The organism is Enterococcus sp. CR-Ec1, assembly GCF_002850555.1.
In the GTDB taxonomy this organism is placed as follows: Bacteria; Bacillota; Bacilli; order Lactobacillales; family Enterococcaceae; genus Enterococcus_D; species Enterococcus_D entomosocium.
On record NZ_CP025223.1, the window covers coordinates 2,701,977 to 2,725,423 of the forward strand.

The 23,447-nt window shown below is 45.2% G+C and carries 17 protein-coding genes; 4 read left to right on the plus strand and 13 right to left on the minus strand.

The window, feature by feature from the left end; all coding sequences use genetic code 11:
- Window positions 1–5: 5 nt before the first annotated feature.
- Both CXM95_RS12970 and fdrA (CXM95_RS12975) read right to left on the minus strand, forming a co-directional pair.
- Window positions 6–827: a DUF2877 domain-containing protein gene (locus tag CXM95_RS12970; RefSeq protein ID WP_086297672.1), complete on the minus strand. Its 822-nt coding sequence runs from the start codon at window positions 825–827 to the stop codon at window positions 6–8.
- Complete coding sequence (gene fdrA / locus CXM95_RS12975) at window positions 817–3,825, minus strand: DUF1116 domain-containing protein (RefSeq protein WP_016621459.1); 3,009 nt, start codon at window positions 3,823–3,825, stop codon at window positions 817–819. Before fdrA (CXM95_RS12975) ends, CXM95_RS12970 begins: the two co-directional genes overlap by 11 nt.
- Before the next feature lie 116 nt (window positions 3,826–3,941).
- Here fdrA (CXM95_RS12975) and CXM95_RS12980 point away from each other — a divergent pair, with 116 nt between their 5' ends.
- The 3 genes from CXM95_RS12980 (at window position 3,942) to CXM95_RS12990 (ending at window position 7,663) form a co-directional block, all read left to right on the plus strand.
- Window positions 3,942–5,519: a PucR family transcriptional regulator gene (locus tag CXM95_RS12980; RefSeq protein ID WP_016613691.1), complete on the plus strand. Its 1,578-nt coding sequence runs from the start codon at window positions 3,942–3,944 to the stop codon at window positions 5,517–5,519.
- On the plus strand, window positions 5,516–6,313 hold the full coding sequence (locus CXM95_RS12985; protein WP_016613692.1) for an alpha/beta hydrolase: 798 nt from the start codon (window positions 5,516–5,518) through the stop codon (window positions 6,311–6,313). The genes CXM95_RS12980 and CXM95_RS12985 overlap by 4 nt, the downstream gene beginning before the upstream one ends.
- A gap of 204 nt (window positions 6,314–6,517) precedes the next feature.
- The gene (locus tag CXM95_RS12990) at window positions 6,518–7,663 is read left to right on the plus strand and encodes a cation:proton antiporter (RefSeq protein ID WP_005234488.1); all 1,146 of its coding nucleotides are present in this window, start codon (window positions 6,518–6,520) and stop codon (window positions 7,661–7,663) included.
- A 156-nt stretch (window positions 7,664–7,819) separates the two neighbouring features.
- Here the strand turns inward: CXM95_RS12990 and abc-f are convergent, their stop codons facing one another.
- The 4 genes from abc-f to CXM95_RS13010 all read right to left on the minus strand — a co-directional run bounded on the left by abc-f (window position 7,820) and on the right by CXM95_RS13010 (window position 13,552).
- A complete protein-coding gene (gene abc-f, locus CXM95_RS12995) occupies window positions 7,820–9,289 on the minus strand; it encodes a ribosomal protection-like ABC-F family protein (RefSeq protein ID WP_101699237.1) in 1,470 nt (489 codons plus the stop codon).
- Between the two features lie 359 nt (window positions 9,290–9,648).
- Complete coding sequence (locus tag CXM95_RS13000; RefSeq protein ID WP_008379218.1) at window positions 9,649–10,917, minus strand: dicarboxylate/amino acid:cation symporter; 1,269 nt, start codon at window positions 10,915–10,917, stop codon at window positions 9,649–9,651.
- An 18-nt stretch (window positions 10,918–10,935) separates the two neighbouring features.
- Window positions 10,936–12,186: an MFS transporter gene (locus CXM95_RS13005; protein ID WP_016613697.1), complete on the minus strand. Its 1,251-nt coding sequence runs from the start codon at window positions 12,184–12,186 to the stop codon at window positions 10,936–10,938.
- A gap of 151 nt (window positions 12,187–12,337) precedes the next feature.
- Window positions 12,338–13,552, minus strand: a complete 1,215-nt coding sequence (locus tag CXM95_RS13010) for a pyridoxal-phosphate-dependent aminotransferase family protein (RefSeq protein ID WP_101699238.1) — start codon at window positions 13,550–13,552, stop codon at window positions 12,338–12,340.
- 130 nt (window positions 13,553–13,682) lie between these two features.
- Here CXM95_RS13010 and CXM95_RS13015 point away from each other — a divergent pair, with 130 nt between their 5' ends.
- Window positions 13,683–15,314, plus strand: coding sequence for a PucR family transcriptional regulator (locus CXM95_RS13015; protein WP_016613699.1), 1,632 nt, complete (start codon window positions 13,683–13,685; stop codon window positions 15,312–15,314).
- Window positions 15,315–15,344: 30 nt separating this feature from the next.
- On the opposite strand, the gene arcC is transcribed toward CXM95_RS13015, so the two are convergent.
- From arcC to allC, 7 genes are read right to left on the minus strand one after another with little or no spacing between them, the layout of a single operon-like run.
- Window positions 15,345–16,280: a carbamate kinase gene (gene arcC, locus CXM95_RS13020; protein ID WP_005234464.1), complete on the minus strand. Its 936-nt coding sequence runs from the start codon at window positions 16,278–16,280 to the stop codon at window positions 15,345–15,347.
- Window positions 16,253–17,116, minus strand: a complete 864-nt coding sequence (locus CXM95_RS13025; protein WP_086297680.1) for a DUF2877 domain-containing protein — start codon at window positions 17,114–17,116, stop codon at window positions 16,253–16,255. The genes arcC and CXM95_RS13025 overlap by 28 nt, the downstream gene beginning before the upstream one ends.
- 37 nt (window positions 17,117–17,153) lie before the next feature.
- Window positions 17,154–18,416: a DUF1116 domain-containing protein gene (locus CXM95_RS13030; protein ID WP_005234461.1), complete on the minus strand. Its 1,263-nt coding sequence runs from the start codon at window positions 18,414–18,416 to the stop codon at window positions 17,154–17,156.
- 12 nt (window positions 18,417–18,428) lie between these two features.
- The gene (fdrA, locus tag CXM95_RS13035) at window positions 18,429–20,183 is read right to left on the minus strand and encodes an acyl-CoA synthetase FdrA (RefSeq protein WP_086297683.1); all 1,755 of its coding nucleotides are present in this window, start codon (window positions 20,181–20,183) and stop codon (window positions 18,429–18,431) included.
- An 8-nt stretch (window positions 20,184–20,191) separates the two neighbouring features.
- The gene (gene allD, locus CXM95_RS13040; protein ID WP_101699239.1) at window positions 20,192–21,268 is read right to left on the minus strand and encodes an ureidoglycolate dehydrogenase; all 1,077 of its coding nucleotides are present in this window, start codon (window positions 21,266–21,268) and stop codon (window positions 20,192–20,194) included.
- A gap of 13 nt (window positions 21,269–21,281) precedes the next feature.
- A complete protein-coding gene (allE, locus tag CXM95_RS13045; protein WP_077452872.1) occupies window positions 21,282–22,067 on the minus strand; it encodes a (S)-ureidoglycine aminohydrolase in 786 nt (261 codons plus the stop codon).
- A 15-nt stretch (window positions 22,068–22,082) separates the two neighbouring features.
- The gene (allC, locus tag CXM95_RS13050; RefSeq protein ID WP_016621464.1) at window positions 22,083–23,312 is read right to left on the minus strand and encodes an allantoate deiminase; all 1,230 of its coding nucleotides are present in this window, start codon (window positions 23,310–23,312) and stop codon (window positions 22,083–22,085) included.
- Between the last annotated feature and the right edge of the window lie 135 nt (window positions 23,313–23,447).

Here is a 23,447-nt window from a genome sequence, read left to right on the forward strand (position 1 = left end):
CATTTCTATTCTTTTTCCTCAAGTGACAATGACTCCAACGCTAACAACAACCCAAAACTAAGATCTTTGCCTGACGAATGACCAACGGACATCAACTGCTGCACATCTTTTTCAATCACCTGTGGGTTTTGCTTTTTTAAATCTTTGAATAATTGCAGCATCAGAGAATTGACATACCCTTGACTGGCACTTTGAATATAAGCAAAGCTGACATCCGTCGTAGACAGCGGTTTTGCCAATGCTTGCGCTAACACTTCAGCTTCCGGCTGCTGCAAGGCATAGAGCATCGCTTGATAGGCAACTAAAAGATCATCGCCGCTAGGCGTCAATCCTTTGCCACGACCAATCAGGTGAGCAATGATTGGTTCCCAATCTGAGACAGGCTGCCGCAATGCCGCAAATACTGCTTGGGTTTTCTCATCTTCGGGCAACCCAATCTTGGTTTCTAGTTTTTGTTGAATCAGGATTTCTTTCAAAAGCTGCAATTCCGCAGAGGTGAAGGATAGCTCCTTCACCTGCAGCGAAACCAATTCTTTTTCCTCTAATGAAAGAGAAAATGTTCCTTTTGTGCTGTAAAAGGTCAGACCATGCTCTCGGACTTGCACGCGATTGCCGACCTCGATCAAAGGCAGGACTTGCTCAAACAATGCATCTGGTAAAAAGACTCCGAAGCCAGTCAAATAGTTGCGATAGTTGTTGATATTGACCAGCTGCTGCCCGATCATCACATTGAATGAACGATCAAACACGCTATGCACCCGACCGGTACGACCGAATCGTTGCAATGGGTCTAGATAATCACTGATTTTGATTTTCTCAGTCAACATCGATCCCCAGATCCTTCGCATAAGCCGTCAAGGCATTTTCAAAACAGCCTAACGGTGCGCGCACCGTCCCTGCACCCACTTGGCCGACACCTGCTTCTTTATGGGCGATCCCGGTATTGATGATTGGGGTGATGCCTGTTTCAACGACTTTACGGATGTCGATCCCCAAACAAGTCCCTTGGAAGTCCCATGTTGGGATCGAGAAGGTCGGATTATGACCGAAACAGATTTTTGCCATTTCATTGGAAGTTTCTAGCGCATCTTCAAAACCACCAGCGCCGACAAAGCGTGTTACACCTGGTGCGGCTACCATCGCCATTGCTCCGACACCGACGGTTTCAGTAATGGCACTGTCCCCAATATCAGGATTGCCATCTGCTTCGGTAAACCCAGTAAAGTACAAACCTTTCGGCGTATTGACTGGTGCAGTATGCCATTGGTCTTCTGTTTGGGCGACACGAACCCCAAAATTGACGCCGTTTCTCGTCATGGTGGTCACGATCGTTCCTTTGGCATCGACACGGGCACCGTCAACGATGGCTTTGCCGGTTGCCATCATGATATTCAAGAAGAACTGATCGGTATCTGCTAAGAACTTGATCACTTCATATTTTTGCTTTTCATCGATTTCTGTTTGGATGATCAACGGCGCGATCTCTTTCAAGAAGTTCAATGATGCTGCAATATTTCGTTGATGGAATTCATCCCCCATTGTGATCGACCGGGCAATCAATACATTCAAATTGATGCCTTCTTCAGTTAGTTTTAATGCCTTGGCAATGGTTGGTCCTAAGACGTCTTTGATCCAATCCAAACGATCGATGACTTCTTGTGAATAGGCACCAAATCGTAAGACTTTACCGATCCCTTCGTTCAAAATACAGTAGGCTTTGTTGCCGACAAGGCGGTTTTCAACCACAAAGACAGGCATATTCCCAGAAGTGATTCCCCCCATTGGTCCAACTGCCTGGACATGGTGACATGGCATAAAGCGGACTTCCCCACTTTCGAGTAAGCGGCGGGCTTCGTCTTCATCTTTCGCCCAGCGTTCAAACAAGGCAGCGCCGATACAAGACCCTTGCATCGGTCCCGTCATTTCCGACCATTGGATCGGCGGTCCTGCATGCAGCAAGGTTTTCTGACTTTCGTTTAATTCAGCGATCACTGATTTAGCCGGAACGACATCGATCAAGAATGGTTGGGCATTTTTGATTTTATCCGTCACTGCTTGGTTTTCATCTGTGATTTTTTCGTCAAATTCTTCTAACGCGTCTAAAATACGGATCATTTTCTTGTTGCCGTTGGCACGAGGACGCCAGTTGAATTGTTCTGTTTTCCCGCCATATTGCAGGATCGATTCATTGAAGCTTTGCAAGCCAACATTGATGATCCGTGGTTTGGTGGTCAACAGCTCCATTACTTTCTCGCTGACTGTCGGCACCTCAACCTTGCTACCAGTATAGTCATTGACTGTTTTGTCTGCTTCAGAAAGAGTCGCCCCTTTTAAAGCTAGGGCTAATTGCACTGCTTGAGCATTGCTCGGTGCCACATAGACGCCAGCTGCTTTCAAACGGTTGACTGCTTCTTGGTAGTTTTGCGGATCTTTTTCAGTTCCGCAGACGGTAGCAACAAAGTACAACGCGCGATCAGCTGCTTGGGCTGTTTGCTGTGCAGCTTCGATAGCTGGTAACAAAGCTCCTACCATATCTGTATGCGCGCCGTAACCTAGCACCACATCAAATAAAATGACCCCGGTTTGCTCATCTTGCGCATAGTCTTCGATTTTTTTGATGCGCACTTCAGGATCGATCATTGGATGCGGTTTGCCTTGGGTATAGATATCATCACCAAGGTCGATCACATCATAGCCGTGGGAATGCAAGATATAGCCTTCTTGTTTTACAAGGCCTTCTAGATTCAAGGCTTCGGAGATCAGCATTCCTGCTTCGGCAGCTAATGTACCGCCAGAATAAAGACCTTTGACCACTTTGTCTTCAGCGAGTTTGGGCACATCTGGGGATTTCACGCGTTCAAAATAGTTCGCTTTGACGGGTTCTTCATTGGCAAGATCAACAGCGATACGCGCTGTTTCTTCCAGCGTATGTGCCAAATAGACTTTTCCTTCATGGGCTTCTGGTTTTTCTCCTAAGAAAATCGCTACCACAGGTTTGCTGATACTTTGCAGCAATTGAACGACTTCATCCCGCACTTCTTTTGCAGGTGGTTTCGAGATCACGCAAATCACATCTGTCGGTTCATGATTTTCTAAAGCAACGATGGCATCTTTGACAGTGATCGCCCCAACTTTGTCGCTTAAGTCACGTCCGCCGGTCCCGATGGCATGAACGACACCACCGCCTAATCGGTCAATGATCGTCGTCACTTCTTGAATCCCCGTACCAGAGGCACCAACGACGCCGATGTTTCCTGGTGCCACGACATTCGTGAAGGCAATCGGAATGCTAGAAATAATACCAGTCCCACAGTCAGGCCCCATCATCAATAAGCCTTTTTCATGAGCCAGCTTTTTCAAACGCACTTCATCTTCGATAGCGACATTGTCCGTAAACGAGAAAACATGCAAGTCATTTTTTAGCGCTTTTTCCATCTCGGCTGCGCCATATTCCCCAGGAATACTAAATAATGCAACATTGGCATCTGGCATTGCGCTCAAGGCTTCTTGCCATGAAGCCGCCGCTGGCGTTTCTTTGCCTTGATCTTTTGCTGAAAGATCAGCTAAAAATGAATCGATCGCTGGCATTACTTGATCCATGATCTGTTCGTTTTGGCTATCGACCACGATCATCATATCGTTGGGTGAAGCACCTTCTGCCTCTTTAGAAAGCAATCCAGTGTTATTTAATATGTCTTTGTTTGCATCCGTCCCCATCATGATTTGACTCATTTCGACATCGCCTAGATCATTGATCGTATTCGTCAGCAGCATTAAGTTAATGGAATCTTGGTAGTTATTCTTTAAGATTACTGTGTGCAGCATTTGTTCTCCTCCTTTTCTTATACTCTCATTCTAACGAGCTTTGTTTGCGTTTTCATTGGATAAAGTTCTAAAAAAATGCTATACTTTTTATCCAAAAGAGAAAAAAGGAGCATTTTATGAAATTAAAAGAATTGGTTGAACTGCCGCTTTTTGAAAAAAGTAAAGTCCTGACTGGCTCCATTGGTTTAACAAATTCCGTTGGTTCCGTTATGGTGTTGGAAGCGATGGATATCGAAAAATGGAGCAAAGCCCATCAATTGATTTTGACTTCTTTTTATGCCTTCAAAGACCAATCGCCTGAGGAACTGCGTGTTTTTTTTGAAAAAATGCAGCAAATCGGTGTCAGCGGTTTAGTGATCAAAGTGGATCGCTTGATCCCTATGATTCCAGATTGGGTGATTGAGCTTAGCTTTGCTTATCAGATCCCTTTGATCAAAGTACAGCAAGAAGTCAGCTATGAAGCCATCATGCTAGCGGTTTACGAACCATTGCTGAATCACCAAACCCAGCTGCTGCGTACCTATTACGAAGTTCGTCAGCGCTTCATGAAAGTCGAGCGCAACCACTCTTCTTTCGATCAGATCATGCAAGAGTTCTATCAATTGATCGAAAAGCCTTGTTCTTTGCGCATCCCCCATTTAGATGTGCATGTGTCCGTCGGTCAATCCTTTAAGAATTTCGTGGTGACCAAACAAGAACCCATGAAAACCGTCGAGTTTACCAAGAACCACTACGAATATTTAGAATTATTTTCTCATGAGAACAATCAATATGTGACTGCCATCAAAGTAGAGATCATCAATCCTTACAATGATTTATGTACCTTGATCGTTTATCAGAAAGATTCGCAGATCCCTGAGGCAAAAGTCATGATTATTGAAAATGTGATCGACGTCATCTATGAACGCCTCCAAATGGCGTATTTGTTGAAGAAAGAGCGCTACAATCGCATGAACAATCTTGCCGATGCGATCTTGCAAAACACTCCTAGCAATTTGGCTGAGCTGGATCTTTTGTTAGAAGAAGCGCAACTGGATCGCTACGATTTCTACCAAGGCATCGCCTTTGCTTCCAACAGCTTTAAAGATAAGGAGCGTAAGTCCGTCGTTTTGCACAAGCTACGGGCGTTGAAAACACCCCACGTCTTTTTTGAACACCACAATTATTTGGTGATCCTCTATAATTTCCAATCGATCGCCCATCAGGTGACGAAACAGATGCTGCAGACATATTTTGATGATGCCCTGCTAGCCGATGAACATGGCTGCTTGGTGGTCAGCGAAGTCTTGCGCAAGGAACAGATCAAAGAGATCCTGCCAGAGTGTTTGGATGCGATTCGCTTCAATCGGCAGTTTTATTTGGCGCCGATCATTGCCTATAGCGACTTAGGTATCTTTAGTTCCTTTATCAAGGAGAACCAACTGGAAAAGCTGCAGCAAAGCATTCCCCCGAAGCTGTATCAACTCTCGGAAGAAAATGAAGAGCTGTTCAAAACGCTATATACCTTTTTTATCACGAATCGCAATTACAAAAATACGGCTGAAACCTTGTTTCTTCATGCCAAAACGATTCGTTATCGGCTAAGCAAAATCGAACAGCTACTAGAGATCGATCTGACAAGTCCGATCCAATTAGTCAATTACGAGATCGGCACCTATTTATTAGAGCTTCAGAAAAGGAGTCAAGCAAAATGAAAAAAGAATGGCAATTGACCACCGGTGCTTCCGTGACCCTCTATCCTGCTTCGGAGAAATACCTGATTTATTTTCACGGCGGCGGTTTTGTTTATGGAACCCGCCAAGACATTCCCGCATCACTGATCACACTATTTCAAGCGCAGCAATACAGCGTCCTCACAGTCGATTATTTACTGGCGCCCAATTCCTCGTTAGCGGAGATTTTGGCGCTGAACTGGCAAAATTTTCAAGAATTGCAAGCAACTGTGCTTAAAGATAACCCGTTTTGTTTCTGCGGACGCTCAGCTGGCGGTTATTTGATGCTGGCGCTTACCCAGCAATTACTGAAGGAACAACAGAGATTGCCTGAAAAACTGGTCAATTTTTATGGGTATACCGATCTTTCTTTTATTGAAAACAAACGAGTCTTGCAGCAGCCGCTCTTAAGCAAAGAGCAAGTCCCTTCTTTGGATCAAACCGAGATCGTTTGGGATGATCCGCAGTTTCAGCGCTATTTGCCTTATGTTTATTGGGTTCAACAGCAAGAACTCACAACGATCTATGGTCTAACAGCTGAAGCTCTTTCTGACTATGCCATTGATCCTGAGCTGCTTGCTCAATTTCCTCCAATTTTCAGCAGTGCCAGCAGTACCGATGAGGAAGTTCCTTTTCGTTACAGCAAAGGCTTGAAGAAAGTGCCTAAAAGCAAATTTGTCCCTGTCTATGATTTGCCCCACGACTTTTTGAAAAACGTCGAGGAGCCGCAAGTCCAAATGGTTTTTCAACGGCTTGCCCGTTGGCTCGAACAATAATTTGTTACAAGTAAAGTGAAAATAATGTTTTTTTATTTCGACGAGTGCACAGAAAAACTCTGATTGCCTTCGCTTCCTCCTTATCTCAAAAAACGTGTGGTTTAATGAAACTCTTTTAATAAAAAAAGGCTTGATACAGGCTCAATTCAAGAGAGAATGCTATACTAAAGGGGAGTATGTTATAGGAAAGAAGGATGAGGTTTTATGCATTTTGTCGGGATTTTGTGTTTGATCCTAATCACGACGACCCTCTTCTCGCATCTGGCGAGACGGATGGGCGTTCCTGCTGTTATCGGGCAGTTGTTAGCGGGGGTTTTATTAGGAGGCGCAGGACTCAATTGGGTCCATCCAGATATTCTGGTTCATGATTTTTCAGAGATTGGTGTTATTTTGCTGATGTTTTTAGCGGGATTGGAAAGTGATATTTCTTTATTGAAACGCTATTTTCGTCCAGGGATGCTCGTTGCCCTTTTGGGGATCGTGTTCCCTATGCTCTTCGGGTATGCCACGGGGGTCGGTTTTCAAAGCAGTCCCACAGAAGCGTTCTTTTTCGGGATCGTATTAGCTGCCACCTCAGTCAGTATTTCTGTCGAAGTATTGAAAGAGTTGAATGTGGTGAATACGAAAGAAGGGTCGACGATTCTTGGTGCTTCCGTCGTGGATGATATTTTGGTCGTGTTGGTTTTGAGTCTTAGCCTTTCCTTTTTAGGCGGCGAAAGCAGCCAAGCAACACCACTGCCGGTCACCTTATTGGTAGAATTGATTTATTTTGTGTTGATTTTTCTATTAGTGAAATGGATTGCTCCGTTCTTATTGGCACTTGCAGAAAAGCTATTTGCAAATTCCGCGGTGATCATCATGTCACTGATCATCTGCTTAGGAATGGCGTATCTTGCTGACCTCGTTGGGTTAAGCTCGGTCATTGGTGCCTTCTTCGCAGGGATCGCTGTCAGTCAAACGAAGGTTCGTGAGGAAGTGGAACACAGTGTCGAAGCATTAGGTTACGCCGTCTTCATTCCGGTGTTCTTTGTCAGCGTTGGCTTAGAAGTTGATTTTTCCCGCTTAAATGAGCAATTATTCTTTATTCTTGCCTTTACCGTGGTCGCGATCATGACCAAATTGGTCGGCGGCTATGTCGGGGCGAAAATCGCGAAATTCTCAAACAACAGTGCTTGGATGGTGGGAGCTGGAATGATTTCCCGAGGTGAAATGGCATTGATCATTTTACAGATTGGTCAACAAAACCAATTGATTTCGTCCGCATTGTATTCCCCTTTGGTGATCGTTGTCTTGTTGAGTACCTTGATCTCTCCCCTGATCTTAAAATACTTTACGAAAAAGATTTATTAAGCGATGTAGCAACAGCTAGGCGATACCGATGATTGCGAAAAAAACAGCGCGGGTTTTGTAGTGACCGCTCAACGGCCGATTGTTGATCGAACGTTGGGCGGTCGCTTCCTTTCCCGCGCTGTTTTTCTCTATACAGGTATAAAAGCGACTATGCTGCTAGTTACTAGAAACCAATGTTAATTTCCCATGATCGATTAGATACACGTCATCCGCGACGGCATCGATAAACGCTTGATCGTGAGATGTGAACAAAACGATGCCTCGATAGCTGCGAATCAATTGTTCCAAGACGGTGATTGTCGGTAGATCAATAAAGTTCGTCGGTTCATCAAGTATCAAGACATTGGCAGATTGAGTAAAGATGCGTGCGAGCTCGACCCGTGTCGCTTCCCCGCCGCTTAGCACATTGACTGGCTTCATCACGTCAATCTGGCTAAATCCCAGATTGTGTAAAATACTTCGGACCAGTGGTTCCTGATAGTCTGTTTGAGCCATCAATTCCGTCAAAAGCGGTGTGGTGCTGTTTTTTCGATAGCCCATTTGCTCGTAGACCGCAAAGACGATTTTCGGTGATACATAGATTCCCTCTCCACCTGCGATGATTTCTTTTAGTAAAGTCGACTTCCCCGAACCGTTCGGACCCACGATAGCGATTTTCTTCCCGGCAGCAAACTGGAAACTGCTGCTGTCTAGCAAACGTTTCGCCCCTCTTTGAATGGTTACTTGCTCCCCACGAATCGGTCGTTTATTATGCAGCTCCACTGCAGGGACTACTGGAAAACGAATCACCTGCTGCCGGGCAACACCCTTCACTTCTTCCAACTGATCCAAGCGGCTTTCCATGGCTTTGACTGTTTTTTGCAATGACTTTTGCACCGTGTCTTTTTGTTTTGATGACGACAAACGGTCTGGTCGGATGTTCTGCTGCCGCTTTTTTTCAGAAATGCGACTGCTCTTGATCGCTTGTTCTTTTTTCTTTTGGATCGCTTGGGTCAACTGCTGTTTTTGTTGCTGATACTGCGCAGCCTCCCAGGCAACACGCTGTGCCGCTTGCTCTTTTTGCTGTCGATAACTGTCATAATTACCAGAATACTCGGTGACTTTTCCTTGATCGACTTCCCAGATTTTCGTTGCCAGCTGATTCAATAGATACCGATCATGACTGACCACGATCAGGGTGCCATAATAATACTGCAGTTCATCAATCAAGACTTGAATTCCTTGCTGGTCCAAGTGGGTCGTTGGCTCATCGAGCAAAAGTCCTAACTGATAGGAAGATAACGTTTGTGCCAACCGGTATTTGGTCTCCTCCCCGCTGCTTAGTGTCGCCAATTCATTTGTTGGGATCGAAAAACGACCGAACAGCGCCCAGTCAAGGGCCTCTGTCTTTTCAGTCACCTCAGCGATTTGCGGGAAATAGTGAAACGAATTTTCTTTTTGGATCGTTCCTGAATCAGGATCGACCACTCCCGCAATCAACTTCAGCAAGGTAGACTTGCCTTGCCCGTTTGCGCCCACGATCCCGATACGATCCGTTTGATAGGCACTCAGTTCTTCAATGTTCAGTACTTCTTTGGCCCCATAATTTTTGATTAGATTGTTTATTTTTACACTTAATTGTTCCATCAGTCTGTCCTTCCCGTCTAGGAAAACGCAAGCACAAAAAAAGGGCATAGCCTACCGCTATACCCTGATTTTAATAAGAAATTGGAAAAAAGAGGACACTCATCCCTTGAAATCACGATTGCCTAGACTTTTGAAATAGATTTAAATTAGCTATTCAAAAGGTCAATCCACAATTTCATCGATGCTGTCATGTTTTTTCCTCCTCTTTTTGTCGTATTTGTCTGTTGAATGACAAGCGGAAAATCAGCCGCTACTGTTTACCGTTTACGGTATTTCAGGAAGCTTCTTTAGTCTATCAACGAATCAATCGTAGCACGTTTCCAAAAAAGAGTAAAGTTTCATCACAAGAATGATTGGTCTTATACGCCATCGGTGATTTTTTCTGCTAATTTGACCTGGGCTTTTTCACCATTGAAGATTGCACGATCCAGTTCTCCTTCATCATGAGCAACGATCAACGCCACCGTGACGTCAGGGTCAACATTCAAGAGGGTCCGAAACATCCCAGAAAACCAATCGATCCCTGCCAGTAAGGCGATGCTTTCATTAGGCAGTCCTAACATAGGTAAAACCGTAGCCAGTGTGACTAATCCGCCGCCTGGAACGACGATCGTTCCCAAGCATGCCAACGAGGACAACAAGACCACTTGCAAAAGATCCCCCCAGCTCAATTGGATCTGGTACGCCTGAGCAACGGTTACGATTGCCAGGGCTAAAAATAAGGAGAGCCCATTGCTATTTAAGGTCATGCCTAGAGGCATCACGAGCTTATTGATTCGATCACTGATCCCAAATCGTTCTTTGCCATCTTCGATTTGAAACGGCAATGAAACAGCAGAAGAGGTGGTCGTAAAGGAAATCACCGATAGACGCCACATATTCTTTATCAAACGAAACAAGGAAACTTTGCAATAGAGCGACGTCAAGAGAAACCAAAGAAACAAAAAGAGCAAAGATGCCGCTGCTAACGTCAATAAAAAACTGGCTAACATTCCCAACACACGAATGCCGGTATCTTCTACCAAGGAAGCAACAAGGCCGAAAATCCCGATCGGCGCCAACTTCATGATCATGCTGACCATTTTTAACAAAATATGATTAAAACTACTGATCATATCTAGAAACAGCTGATTCTTTTTTTCATGCTTGATTAAGCTCAAGGCAAGGCCAAAGAAGAGCGAAAAAATAATCACTTGGATCATATTCTGCTCCACCATGGCTTGAATAATGTTCAGTGGAACAAAGTTCAAGATGACTTCTTCTATACTGCTGGTACTTAATGCAGTTTCTGTACTTTGCAGCAGCGACTGGTCAAGGCCTGCGCCGGGCTTGAGGATCAAGGCGAACAAGAGACCGAAAATAGCGGCGACGAGGGTCGAACCGGTAAACCAGAGGAAGACTTTCCCGCCGATCCCACCTAATTCTTTTGGATCAAGTCCCCCCACCGCTTCAATCACCGAGCCCATGACCAACACGACCACAGACATTTGAATCAGTCGCAAGAAGAAGTCCCCGACTAGCTGCATTTGATCACCTAAACCGGGAAAGGAAACGCCCCAAAAAATCCCCAATACCGTTGCAATCATGATTTGGTTGGTCAAACTGATTTTTAAGGATCGTTTTTTCATCTGTTGTTCCTCACTTTTCTACTTTGCTGTTTTCTTAGAGTTTACAGTCAAGAATAAGAATGTACCACCGATCAACAAAATAATTGCGATATAAAAGCCCATTACTTTTGACCCTGTTGCATCCGAGATCGATCCGGTCAATGTTGGTGCGATAACGGAAGACATCATGCCGAAAAAGTTGAAGACCCCTAATGTCGTACCGACCCCAACTTTTGGTGCATTTTCCCCTAGCCAAGAAATGATGATTGGTTCAACCGCTAGTTTTCCAAGGAACCCGTACAAGATCAACGCGATCATTAAGAAGGTCGAATTTGTTGCTTGCACCGTTACTAATAACATCAACGCCGCTAATATTTCTAAAATAACGATAAAGGTAACTTTTTTATGCATGTATTTGTCTGCCAAGCGGCTAAAGAACAAGGCCCCAGGAATCGAAGCAAATGCCACCAATGAAGAAGAGAATCCGATTGCGACTCCTTGGAAGCCTCGTTCTGTTCCTAAGAAGTTTGGTAGCCAAGTAACCGTCATATAGTAGGCATAACACGTCGCAAAATATAACACATACGTAAAGAGCATCCGCAGGGAGAACAAGGTCGAAAGGGAAACTTTTTCTTTCGGCTGATCCGTTGTTTCTTCTTCAGCTGCTGCTTGACTCTCCAAGAAAGCTACGTCTTCTTTGTTGCTGCGGATCACCAATGCGAAAGCGATCGTCATACATACGATCAAGAAAGCGGATAAATACATCATTGTTTGCCAAGGCATATTCATCTGAATAACGATAAAGCTTGATAAGATCATCCCAAACCCTGAACCAACGGCAGAACCACTATTGACGATCGCTGTTGAGAAGCTCTTCTTTTCTTTCGGAATGTTCTGTGAGGTCAAAGAATACGCGGAACCATAAAATGATCCACAGCCGATCCCTGCTAAAAAGCTACCGGTATAGATCATGGAGATTGAAGAGGCTTGTGAAATCAGTAAAGCTGCCAGTGCAAATACCACAAATCCCGGAAGCAGAACTGTTTTCTTCCCAATCTTATCCACTAAAAAGCCGGCAGGGATCTGCATGATCACATAGCCGAAAAAGTAAAAGCTGGCGATCGATCCTAATGCTGTATCAGAAATATTGCCGCCAAGTGACTCATTGATTTGCGGATAGACCGGTGATAACGCAGCGCGATAAATCCAGATAGTGACCCAGCCTGAACACATTAAGATAATAATTTGTTTCCAGTAGGCAAGCCCACCACGTTCTTTATTGATTTCCATTTTTTTCCCTCCATCAGTTACACAAGTAAAGTTTGTGAAGCACGCCAACGAAAGCGCTTTAAGATAGTCTTAGTGTACGTTTTTTTGCCGACTATTGCATTTGTCATTTTTCACAAAGCGCTTTCAGTCGTTGTGCATTTGTGCTAAAATTTTAAGTCGTTTTTTGGTAGTAATTTAACGCAGCGATGAGCGCTTTGCCGGCAGAAATTGGTGCTTGCTGGTACAATAGTGCCCCTTCTAACGCGGCTAGGACATGTAAAATATTTTCTTTGCGGCTGCTGTAGCCCATATTTCCAATCCGCCAGATTTTTCCTTTTAGATCACCAAATGAACTAGCGATCTCTACACCAAAGGAGTGAAGCATCACTTCTCGGACAGCTTCGCCATCAACACCTTCTGGAATAAAGATGGGGGTAACTGTCGGCATTTTGGTTGCTTTTTCGCCATAAATCGAAAGCCCCATTGCCTCCAGTCCAGCGACCAACGCCCCTTCATTCGTCAAATGACGTTGATAGGCTGCATCGAGGCCTTCGTTTAGCAACATCCGTAATCCTTCATGAAGCGCATAGATCATACTCGTCGCTTCTGTGTGATGGTTGATTCGCTCTTTGTTCCAGTAGCGTTGCAATTGACTCAAATCCAAGTAATTACTCATAATGTGCCGCTTGTTTCGATCCGTTTTGCTCAAGCCTAATTCTTTTTGGTAACGGGCATTAAGGACGGCTTCGACTCGATCGTTGTAGGTCACTAATGAAAGACCAGACGGCACACTTAAACACTTCTGTGTACCGGCAATTGCCAAATCGACACACCAATCATCGACTGACAGGGCCACGCCACCATAAGTCGCCACCATGTCAACGACAAAGAAAATATCTTTTGCGCGACAATACTGCCCGATTTCTGCTAACGGCTGCATTTGCCCATTGGCAGTTTCCCCGTGGACCATCGCCACGATCTTGGGTTGAAATGCGTCGATTTCTTTGATGACCTTTGCGGGTGCAAAAGGAGCCGTCCATTCTTTTTCTACATATTTGACTTGCGCTTGGGCACGTTCACAGATTTCTCCAAGTAAAAAAGCAAAGCGCCCATAGGCGGGGATCAAGACTTTGTCCCCTGGTTCGATCAAAGCGATCAGCGCCGCTTCTAAACCAGCTCGGGAAGTCCCATCAATGGCAAATGCCTCTTTGTTTTTGGTTCCAAACGGTTGTTTGATCATTTCTTTGACCTCATCCATGATCGCCAAAAAATTCGGATCAAACTGTCCCAAAATACGATTGGTCATTGCTTGAAGGACAGCTGGATGGACTTCTGCAGGCCCAGGTGTCATGATCGTACGTTGTGCGATCGTTAACTCTTTATACATCTTTTCCCCTCATTTCTCTTTTTGATTTCACTGCCCAACGCCTTGTCAACGTTTCCAAGTTTGTTGTACAATAAAGCTAAAAAAGGACATGTTTTTGTTTGTTTTGTTCAATTCTAAAAGGAGTTTCTCTATGAAGTTAGTTGCTGAATTGCTTGCTACACCACGCTTTTCCAATTTGCGTTTGTTGACAGATCCCATTACCGCGGAAATTCCCGTCGACAGTATCGAAATCACTGAGACCCCCGATATCGCCCACTATATTCCTGAGCATACCTTTATCTTAAGCACGGCGATGGTTTATAAAGATAATCAAGGAGCACTGCTTGAACTGATCGATTCCCTCGTAGCCAAAAATGCCGCTGGATTAGGCATCAAGATCGGTCGTTTTTTGGATGTCATCGATCCTGAAGTCATCGCCTACGCCGATAGTTTAGGTTTCCCCATCGTAGAAGTACCTGCCACGATGCCGCTGGGCCGTTTGATGCACCAGCTTTTGAATTTACTATGGAACACCAAAACCGAGCAGCTGAGTTATGCCTTAGATATCCAAAAACGGTTCTCTGCTTCCTTGATGAAGGATGTCAGCATCGCTCGCTTTATCGCTGATTTTGGCCAAATGGTCAATACACCGATCATTTTGTTGAATCCTTTCAAACAAGTGATTGCCCATTCCAAGCATTTCACCCGCATGTCAAAACCCGCGGAGTACTACATCCATCAATTAGGACAAACGAAAGGGGTTTTTACTGGTGAAAAAAGCGGGGCGATCCCTATCAAAGATCTCCATGAAAAAACGTCACAAATTTCTTATTATGCCATTGAAACCTCCACTTATTTCCCCCATTATTTAGTCATTTTGAATCCTGAGGCGATTCCTTATCCTGTCTCGGATTTTGCGCTGGAACAAGCAGCATTGGTCTTGTCGTTTATGCTCTACAAAAACCAAAAAGTGCAAGAATCTTTTGAAGATTTAAAAAGTGACTTTTTAACACGGATGATCGAATACCAGCAATCTTCCAAACAGGAACAAAAAGATTGGTTAGATCTCGGAAAGACTTACGGGTTGGTCAAAGCCCGCCATTATCGTGTCATCTATGGTGCCTGTGAACCAACCAAAGAAACCAAAGACAAAGACAAATACCTAAAAGAAGAAAGTGACTTGGTCTATCAGTGGTTTAGTGAACAACTGCCTTATCGCATCAAAGATGTTTGTCTCTTTCGCTTAAAGGGCAGCAATCACTTTGCGATTTTCGTGCAGCATAAGTGTGATGCCTTAGAAGACCATTTGATTGAGACCGCCAATGCTTTGACCAATCGGTTGCCTTTTCGAATGGCCTTTGGTGTAGGGAGTGTCTGTGAAAGCATCAATGATTTAGCCAGCTCCTACATTGAAGCAAAGACTGCTTATGAAGAACGAAGAGGCCAACATGATTCTCCCATCGTCTCTTTCTACCATCAACGGGGAATGCGGAGTCTATTTGAAAAAATGAGCCCTGAAGATATCCATTATTTCTGCCGCACGATCCTCAAAGAATTGGCGTTTCCGCAAGAAGATGCCACCATCGAATTGCGCAAAACCTTACGGGCTTACTTGGATTATCAATGTGAGATCACCCGCACCGCCAAAGCCTTGTTCGTTCATCGCAATACGATCAAATACCGCATCGAACAGTGCCAAAAGCTACTAGGAAAAAACGTGCATGATCCTAGCATTAGCCTGGATCTGCGCTTAGCCCTTGAGCTGTCCGAAGAAGGCGACTAATAGGCGAATCAAGCAGTTGGATCGCTGGTGTTACCCAGCGATCCTTGTGCCTGCTTCACCTAACAATGCTAAGTCTGCTTCTTCCAATGAGCAGATGATTGCCGTCTTTCCTTGCTTGGCAAACGCAATCGCTGCTTCCATTTTCGGCCCCATACTGCCTTCTGCAAAATGCCCCGCATCAAAATATGCTTGCGCTTCACTTACGGATAAACCCGTTAATTTTTCTTGCTCCGGTGTTCCGTAATTGATATAAACGTTGCTGACGTCGGTCAGCATCATAAATACATCGGCATCCACTTGTTCTGCCAGTTTTTTCCCAGTTCGATCTTTATCGATGACTGCTTCGATCCCTTTCAAGCCTTCCGCTTGTTTTACGACTGGAATCCCACCGCCGCCACCAGCGATCACGATGGTATTTTGATTCAATAAATGAACCATTGATTCCACGCCGTGGATCGTCACAGGTTGTGGGGATGGCACGACGCGACGGTACCCACGTCCAGCATCTTCTTCCATCACCCAATGTTTTTCCTCAGCCATTGTTTTTGCTTCTTCTTCTGAGTAGAACAAGCCGATCGGCTTCGTTGGCTTTTCAAACGCGGGATCATCCGCTGCCACTTCCACTTGAGTCAATAAGGTCACGACATTGCTGGTCAGTTCTTCTTGCTCGATTTTATTTTTGATGCTTTGCTCCATCAAATAACCGATAAAGCCTTGTGACTCTGCATTGCAGACATCCAGTGGAAAAGGCGGCACGACTTCTTTGGCTTCTTCATTTTGTCGTAAAATATTGCCGACTTGTGGCCCATTGCCATGCGTCACAACGATTTGATGGTCAAGTTTCTCGATTTTAGCGATCTGTTCTGCACTTAACTGGATATTTGCAAGCTGTGTCTCTACGGTCGCTGGTTGATTCGGTTTTAAAATTGCATTGCCCCCTAGAGCGATGACCACTCGTTTTGCCATATGAATTCCTCATTTCTATTGTTTTGAAATTGATTGATACTGCGAGCAAACCCTGCCAAAAAGTCAGCCCCCGAGGTATGACCGATCGCTAGTATCTCTTTGATTACTTGGTAAAAAGCCGCTGAATCGGTACACCTAGTCAAGGATAACGCCGATTGATTGAATGCGCCTGTCAGTGCATGCAGAAGATAGTGTTTACTGACGTCAGTCGTTAAATCATTGACTGTCAACAGCCTTCTTTGTAGATAAGCCACCAAGCGGGTATCTTCTTGCCCCATCACTCGGCGAGCCAGTAAATGACCAACTAGCATATCATCGCCTGTGGGGGTCAATCCGACACCCCGTCCGACTAAATAAGCGACTGCTTGCCGTTGTTCTTTAAATGAAGGCGTGCATAGCTGATCGATTGCGTCGTAAAACGGATGATTGCTGCTGATGGTTTGTGAAACAGCTTCTTGAATCCCCGTCTTTTCCGTGACATGTTGCAGGATTGACCAAAACAGTTCTCGATCAAATGGGACTGTGCCAGCTGGAAAGGTGGTTGTAAATTTGGCTGCCTTTTGAAAAGACAGACGATGATGCGGAAAATGGATCACCCGTTGCTGAACCAAAAGAGTGGTACCAGCAACTAAGCCTGTCGCCAACGCTGCATAATCGTCGGCAGCTAAAATCATCCCTTTGGGCACGCGAGCCGCTTGTTTGGAGACACAGATCAGCTGATCCTGACGAGGATCTTGCAGATTGAAACTATGCTGAAACACACTGTGAACGAGCCAGGTGCCATTGATAAATGCGGGTTCAAATAAAGCTTGGTCGATCCATTTTGCCTGTATCATCGCTAGGTTGCTCCTTTTCACGTTTTCAGCCCCTGAGTTATTCTTCAAATCCTAATTTTTTTGCATAAGCCAAGACAGCTTTTTCAAAGCAATCCATTGGTGGTGTCACTGTCCCGGCACCAATTTGTCCCCGTCCAGCTTGTTTGTTGGCGATCCCTGTATTGATCACCGGTAAGATCCCTGTTTCCACGACTTTACGAGCATCGATCCCTAAACAGATCCCTTTGAAGTCCCATGTAGGAACGGGAAAATTTGGATTGGTATCAATGGAGATCTCTAACATCTCATTGCTGGTTTTCAACGCATCGTGAAATCCACCAGAACCAACGAAGCGTGTCACAGCTGGGGCAGCAATCATCGCCATTCCCCCAACACCAAAGGTTTCCGTAATGGCACTGTCGCCCATATCTGGAGAGGCATCTTCTTCACTGAATCCTGAGAAATACAACCCTTTTGGTGTATTGACAGGACCGGTAAACCACTCGTCCCCCATACCAGAAATACGGATACCGAATTCATGCCCGTTGCGACACATTGCTGTCACAACCGTTCCTTCTTCAATCGTCCGGGCGCCATCAAGCACCGCTTTTGAAGAAGCCATCATGATATTCAAGAAAAACTGATCCGTGTCTGCTAGAAACTGAATGACTTCTGGTTTTTCTTTTTCAAATCCTTCAAGGGTAACGATCGCTGGTGCTACTTCTTTTAAGAACGCCAACGAAGCAGCGATATTCCGTTGATGGAACTCATCCCCCATGGCGATTGCTTTTGCGACTAAGACATTGATGTTCAAGCCATCGGGTTTTGTTTGTAGTGCAGCACTTAAAACTGGTGCTAACGTATTTTTCATCCAATGCAAGCGATCAATGACTTCTTGAGAATAGGCGCCAAAACGTAAAACTGCCCCAATCCCTTCGTTCATCGTACAGTACGCTCGGTTGCCGTCTGTTTTGTTTTCCACCACGAGAACCGGCATATTGGCAGAGGTGATGCCCCCCATTGGGCCAACCGCTTGCACGTGGTGACAAGGAATCAGTTGAACTTCCCCAGATGCTAATAAATGACGTACCTCTTCTTCCGTTTCGCCCCAGCCTTCAAAAAGTCCCGCTCCAACACAAGCGCCTTGAATCGGATCGATCATCTGGTCGTAGCGGATCGGTGGCCCTGCGTGCAATAGGACTTTTCCTTCACCTAATTCTGGAATGACACTGACTGCTGGAACGACATCCAACAAAAAAGGCGAACCGGCAACGATCTTGGCAATAACGGCTTGGTTTGCTTCTTCAATAGTTTCGTACACGATAACTTCCTCCTACTCTGATAGTGACACTTGTGCTAAGAAACGTAAGGCTTTTTGTAACGTTACGTTCCCACCAGCAATTGGCTGCCAGTCATATTGAACGACTTGACCGTGATGCGTCTGGATCGCTTCTGCAAAGCTACGCAACCCTACATTGATGAACGCGTCATTCGACAACAATTCGCGGCTCTTTTCAGATGGCTCTGGCAACCCATCGGCAGTTGTCACTGCTTTTGGCAACAGCTTACGACTAATTTGGGAAAAGGGATGGCCGAGCATTGCTAAAGCTTTTTTGACTGCTTGGGCATTGCTTTGACACAAAATCACGCCAGCTGCGGTTAAAATCTCTGCTTGCTCGTTGCTATCTTGGGGGTCTAAATCAGTTCCAACGATCGTAGCGATCACCGCTAACTCCCGACCAGCTGCTTGTGCTTCTTCCTTCAATGATTTGATGGTCGGTGCCAATTCACTCGCCATATCTTGATGAGAGCCGTACCCTAATACGATATCTAACAAAATCACTGCCGTTTCAGGATCTTCCCCCGCTTGTTTCAACAGTTCGATCCGCTTTGTTGGGTCGATCATCGGATGGGGCTTGCCTTGAGTATAAATGTCATCACCTAAATCGATGATCTCATGGCCAGCTGCTTTTAAGATGTACCCTTCCTGATAGGTATCTTCTTGTTCCAGATTTAATCCTGCTTTAACAAGCATCGCTGCTTCGTACGCCAATGTTCCGCCAGAATAGTAAGCTTTGATTTTTTGTTGTTCAGGTCCGAAAGTGGCAGCTGCTGTTTCCTCTTTCACTGGCTCTAGTCCAATCTGTTCTTGACGTAGCAGCTGCACGGCTAATTGAGCCGCTTCTTCCAGCGTGTAGGCTCGGTAAAGATTTTCTTCGTGGTCCGTTGGCTCTTCCCCAAGAAAAATCGTGACTGCAGGTTTTGTTCCTCTTCTTAAAAGTGCCAACACTTCATCTCGGACACGTGGTGCAGGTGGTTTGGAGATCACCACGATCACCTCCGTATCAGGATCGTGTTCCAAGGCAAGAATGCTATCTTTCATGGTGATCCCACCGACGGCTTCTTTGAGATCTCGTCCACCGGTTCCGATGGCTTGTGTCACACCGGCACCCAATTTATGAATAATAGTGGTGACTTCTTGGATACCAGTACCCGAAGCGCCGACAACACCGATTTTCCCTTTACGGACGGCATTGGTGAAGGCTACTGGTATCCCATTGAGAATCCCTGTGCCACAATCTGGTCCCATTAAAAGAAGTCCTTTTTCATGCGCCAGTTTCTTTAGCCGAACTTCCTCTTCCAATGAAACGTTATCACTGAAACAAAATACATGTTTGCCCGCTGCTAATGCGGTTTCAATTTCTGGTGCTGCCATAGTACCGGGAATCGATAAGACAGCGACCTTCGCATCTTTTCCAAGATCTAAGGCTTTTTCCCAAGTTTTGACGCTTTGGGTTTCCTCTCCTGCGCTATTGCTTTGGTCCGATAAGAAGGCATCGATTTCTGACAGGACTGTTTCGATGATTTCTTCCTCTTCGATGTCTAAAACGAGCACCATATCGTTGGATGTCGCATTGCTCATCTCCTCGGTATAAAGACCACCCGTCTTGAAAATGTCCTTATTGGCAGGTGTGCCCATCATGACCGAAGCGTTGTTGATCCCTTCGATCGTCAGTAGACGATTGGTCAAAAGCATTAAAACAATGGAATCTTGGTAATTGTTTTTTTGAATAATAGTGTGTAACATGGGTCTCCTCACTCTCCTGTTCCTGTCTGTGCAAAGGCATCTGACCCAGAATACTGGTCAAAATGAACCGTGTCGCTAATGAGATAGCGATAAATGTTCTTCTCGATGGGAATGCCTTCTGCCATATATTTTTCATAGGTTAGTTGATTGATCTCGCCTGGATAATAGACTTGCTGGAACTGTTCAGCAGCCGGTATGGCGTGCAGCTCTTCGATCATCGTTTCCACCGACTCTTTAAATGTGTCTAAATCTGTGAAGCGTTGCGGATCGATCAGCAAAATAAACTGCCCTAAGTCGCGACCTTTCGTCAGATCGTTGTACATAGAGGAAACATGCTTGCCAAAAGGCAGCCCTAGGAGCATTCCAGACAAGATATCCACCATCATCATCAACCCAAAGCCTTTTGGTCCTGAGATTGGCAATAACCCATGAACATGATGCGGATTCGTTGTTGGCTTGCCATGGGCATCAACGGCCCATGTTGCAGGAATCTCTTTATTTTTGGAGCGAGCGTCTAATATTTTGCCCCACGCTTGGACCGTCGTTGCCATATCAAAGACCACCGGTGCCCCCTGTTTTCGTGGTGCGGCAAATGCGATTGGATTGGTACCAAAATAATTTTCTTTGCCGCCAAAAGGAACCACCATTGAATCTGATTGGCACATAGATAATGCAATCAAGTCAGCTTCTGCAGCTTTTTTGACATAATAGGATAGCGCCCCACTATGACTCGTTTTCCGTACACCAACTGCCGCGATCCCAGAACGTTTAGCCATCTCAATGGCATGCTTTGTCGCTTCTAATACAACGACCTGCCCTGCGCCATTTTGACCGTGAACGATCCCGCAGCTCGGCCCAGTCTCTTCAAACGTGATCTGTGGAGTGCGATTCATTCCACCTTTAGCGATCCGCTCTGCGTAATAGTCTACCCGTACAGCCCCATGAGAGTGGATCCCGCTGGCATCGGCAAAGACCAAATGCTCTGCAACGATTGCTGCGTGCGCTTCAGACAAACCAGCAGCCGCTAATTTTTTTTGGATCAATTGCTGTAACTCTTGTGACTGTACAATAACCGTCTCTTCCATTTTCTAAACTCCTTTAAATTTCCGGATCGCGGTTGCAATCTTTGGAATAAATATAGGTCAATGGTTCGTCACGACCAACACCATAGGCCGCTTGCTGTACATAGGCACTCATGAAAATGTAGTCGCCTTTTTCCACCGGGAACCACTCATTGTCTAAGTTATACATCCCTTTACCTGACAGTAAGTACGCCCCGTGTTCTTGATAGTGGGTCTCAATGTAGCCATGACTTGCCCCTGGTTCAAAGGAAAGGATATGAATATTCATGTCAAAGCCCAACTCTTTCGGTAAGAAATCCCAAAGCAAGACGTCTGCCATCCCTTCGTATTGGATCGGTGTCAACTCTGAAAGATTCCCCACTACTTTGTAGGATTGGTGATTTTCTAACTGTTGGTAACGCTTCTTATACAAGAACACTTCTGTCGCTTCTTCTTGGAGATTTTTCATATACAGTTTTTCTCCAGCAGGCAGATAGATATAGCCTCCGTCCGTCAATGTATGGGTTTCTTTGCCATCACTTACTTCCAGTTTGCCCGAGATGACATACAAGAAACTCTCGATCTCTGGACCGCCGAAGCCCAATTGGTTGGCGCCATCTTTTTTGAATGAAATGATGTAATCGACAAAAGACGCCCCTAATTTTGGTGTGCCGAGTATCGAACATTCACAGTTTTCGAATCCTGGAATGACATTATTCACTAGCCCATCATGCGGCAAGATCGCAAAATTATTTTTTCTAATGACTGCTCGTGATTGCAGCAATCCATCTAAATAGCCCGTATTATTATTTTTGTATCCCATGTGTGTCCCTGCTTTCTATTCTTTGTATGCTAGCTCGTAAAGGGAAGCTGCTAAAACTTCTACCCCAGCTGTTAAATCTTCGATAGTCGTTGCTTCGGCTGGGTTGTGGCTAATCCCATCAATACTTGGTACAAACAGCATCGCCGTTGGAAAATGTGGTGCAATGATTTGGGAATCATGCCCCGCCCCACTATGCATGACTTTGTAGCGTTTGCCAGTTTGCTTCACCGCGTGTTCCACCGTGGCAACGATCGTATCGTCCATCGGCACAGGGCGTTCATCCATCCATAGATCCATCTCCACTGTCAAGTCATGCTCTTGGGCGATCGTTTGAATGATCTGTTCTGCTTCAGCAGTAAAGGCATCCAATAGCTGCCCATCAGTATGGCGACAATCCATCGTAAACAACACTTCACCAGGAACCACGTTGACCGTATTCGGTTTTGGCTCAACTTTACCGAATGTCACTACTAATGGATCCCCAAGCTCTAAGCCACGGTCGATCACTGCGGCACACATTTTGGCAAAACCATACACAGCATCTTGGCGATAGCCCATCGGTGTGGTTCCTGCATGATTGGCTTGTCCTTTTAAGACAAAGGTGTAGCGCTTTTGACCAGCGATACTATTGACGACACCGATCTGCAAATTTTCTTTTTCTAAAACACTGCCTTGTTCGATATGGATTTCCACGAAGGCTTTGATGTCTGATCGAACCGGTTCTTGTGGGTCGCGAAAGTCAAAGCCCTGGCGTTGCATCTCTGCCACGAAGCTGTTGCCTTCAAAATCTGCGATCGCTTCAACATCGGCTTTTTTGGCTTCTCCGACAAAGTTTTTGCTTCCCCAAAAAACGGTTGGAAAACGACTGCCTTCTTCTTCTGCCATTGAGATGACTTCCAAGGAGCGTAAAGGTTGTCCATAGGTCTCTTTTAAATACTTGATCGCTAAAGCAGCAGCAACGACCCCGTATTGACCGTCTAATGTGCCACCGTTGACGACGGTATCGATATGTGACCCTGAAAGAATCGTTTCTTCTGGATACTGGCTGCCTTCCATTCTGCCGAAGAGATTGCCGACTGCATCATAGGACGTCGTTAAGCCAGTTTCTTTTAATTGTTTTTCTACAAATGATTGCGCTTCTTTCCATGAATCGGTATAAAGCAGTCTAGTCATTCCTCCAGTTGGATCACTCCCAATCTGAGATAATGCATCGATCATTGCCGCTACTTCTTTTTTCAACTCCATTGTTCTGCCTCCTTTAATTTATACGGTTATTGTAAGCGTGTTACTGAAGGACATCATTGTTCACTTTCGACAAAACCGTTTCTATTTTTAGTCATAACGCTGTTTTTTAAACCGCTTCCTTCTCCTATACTCTTC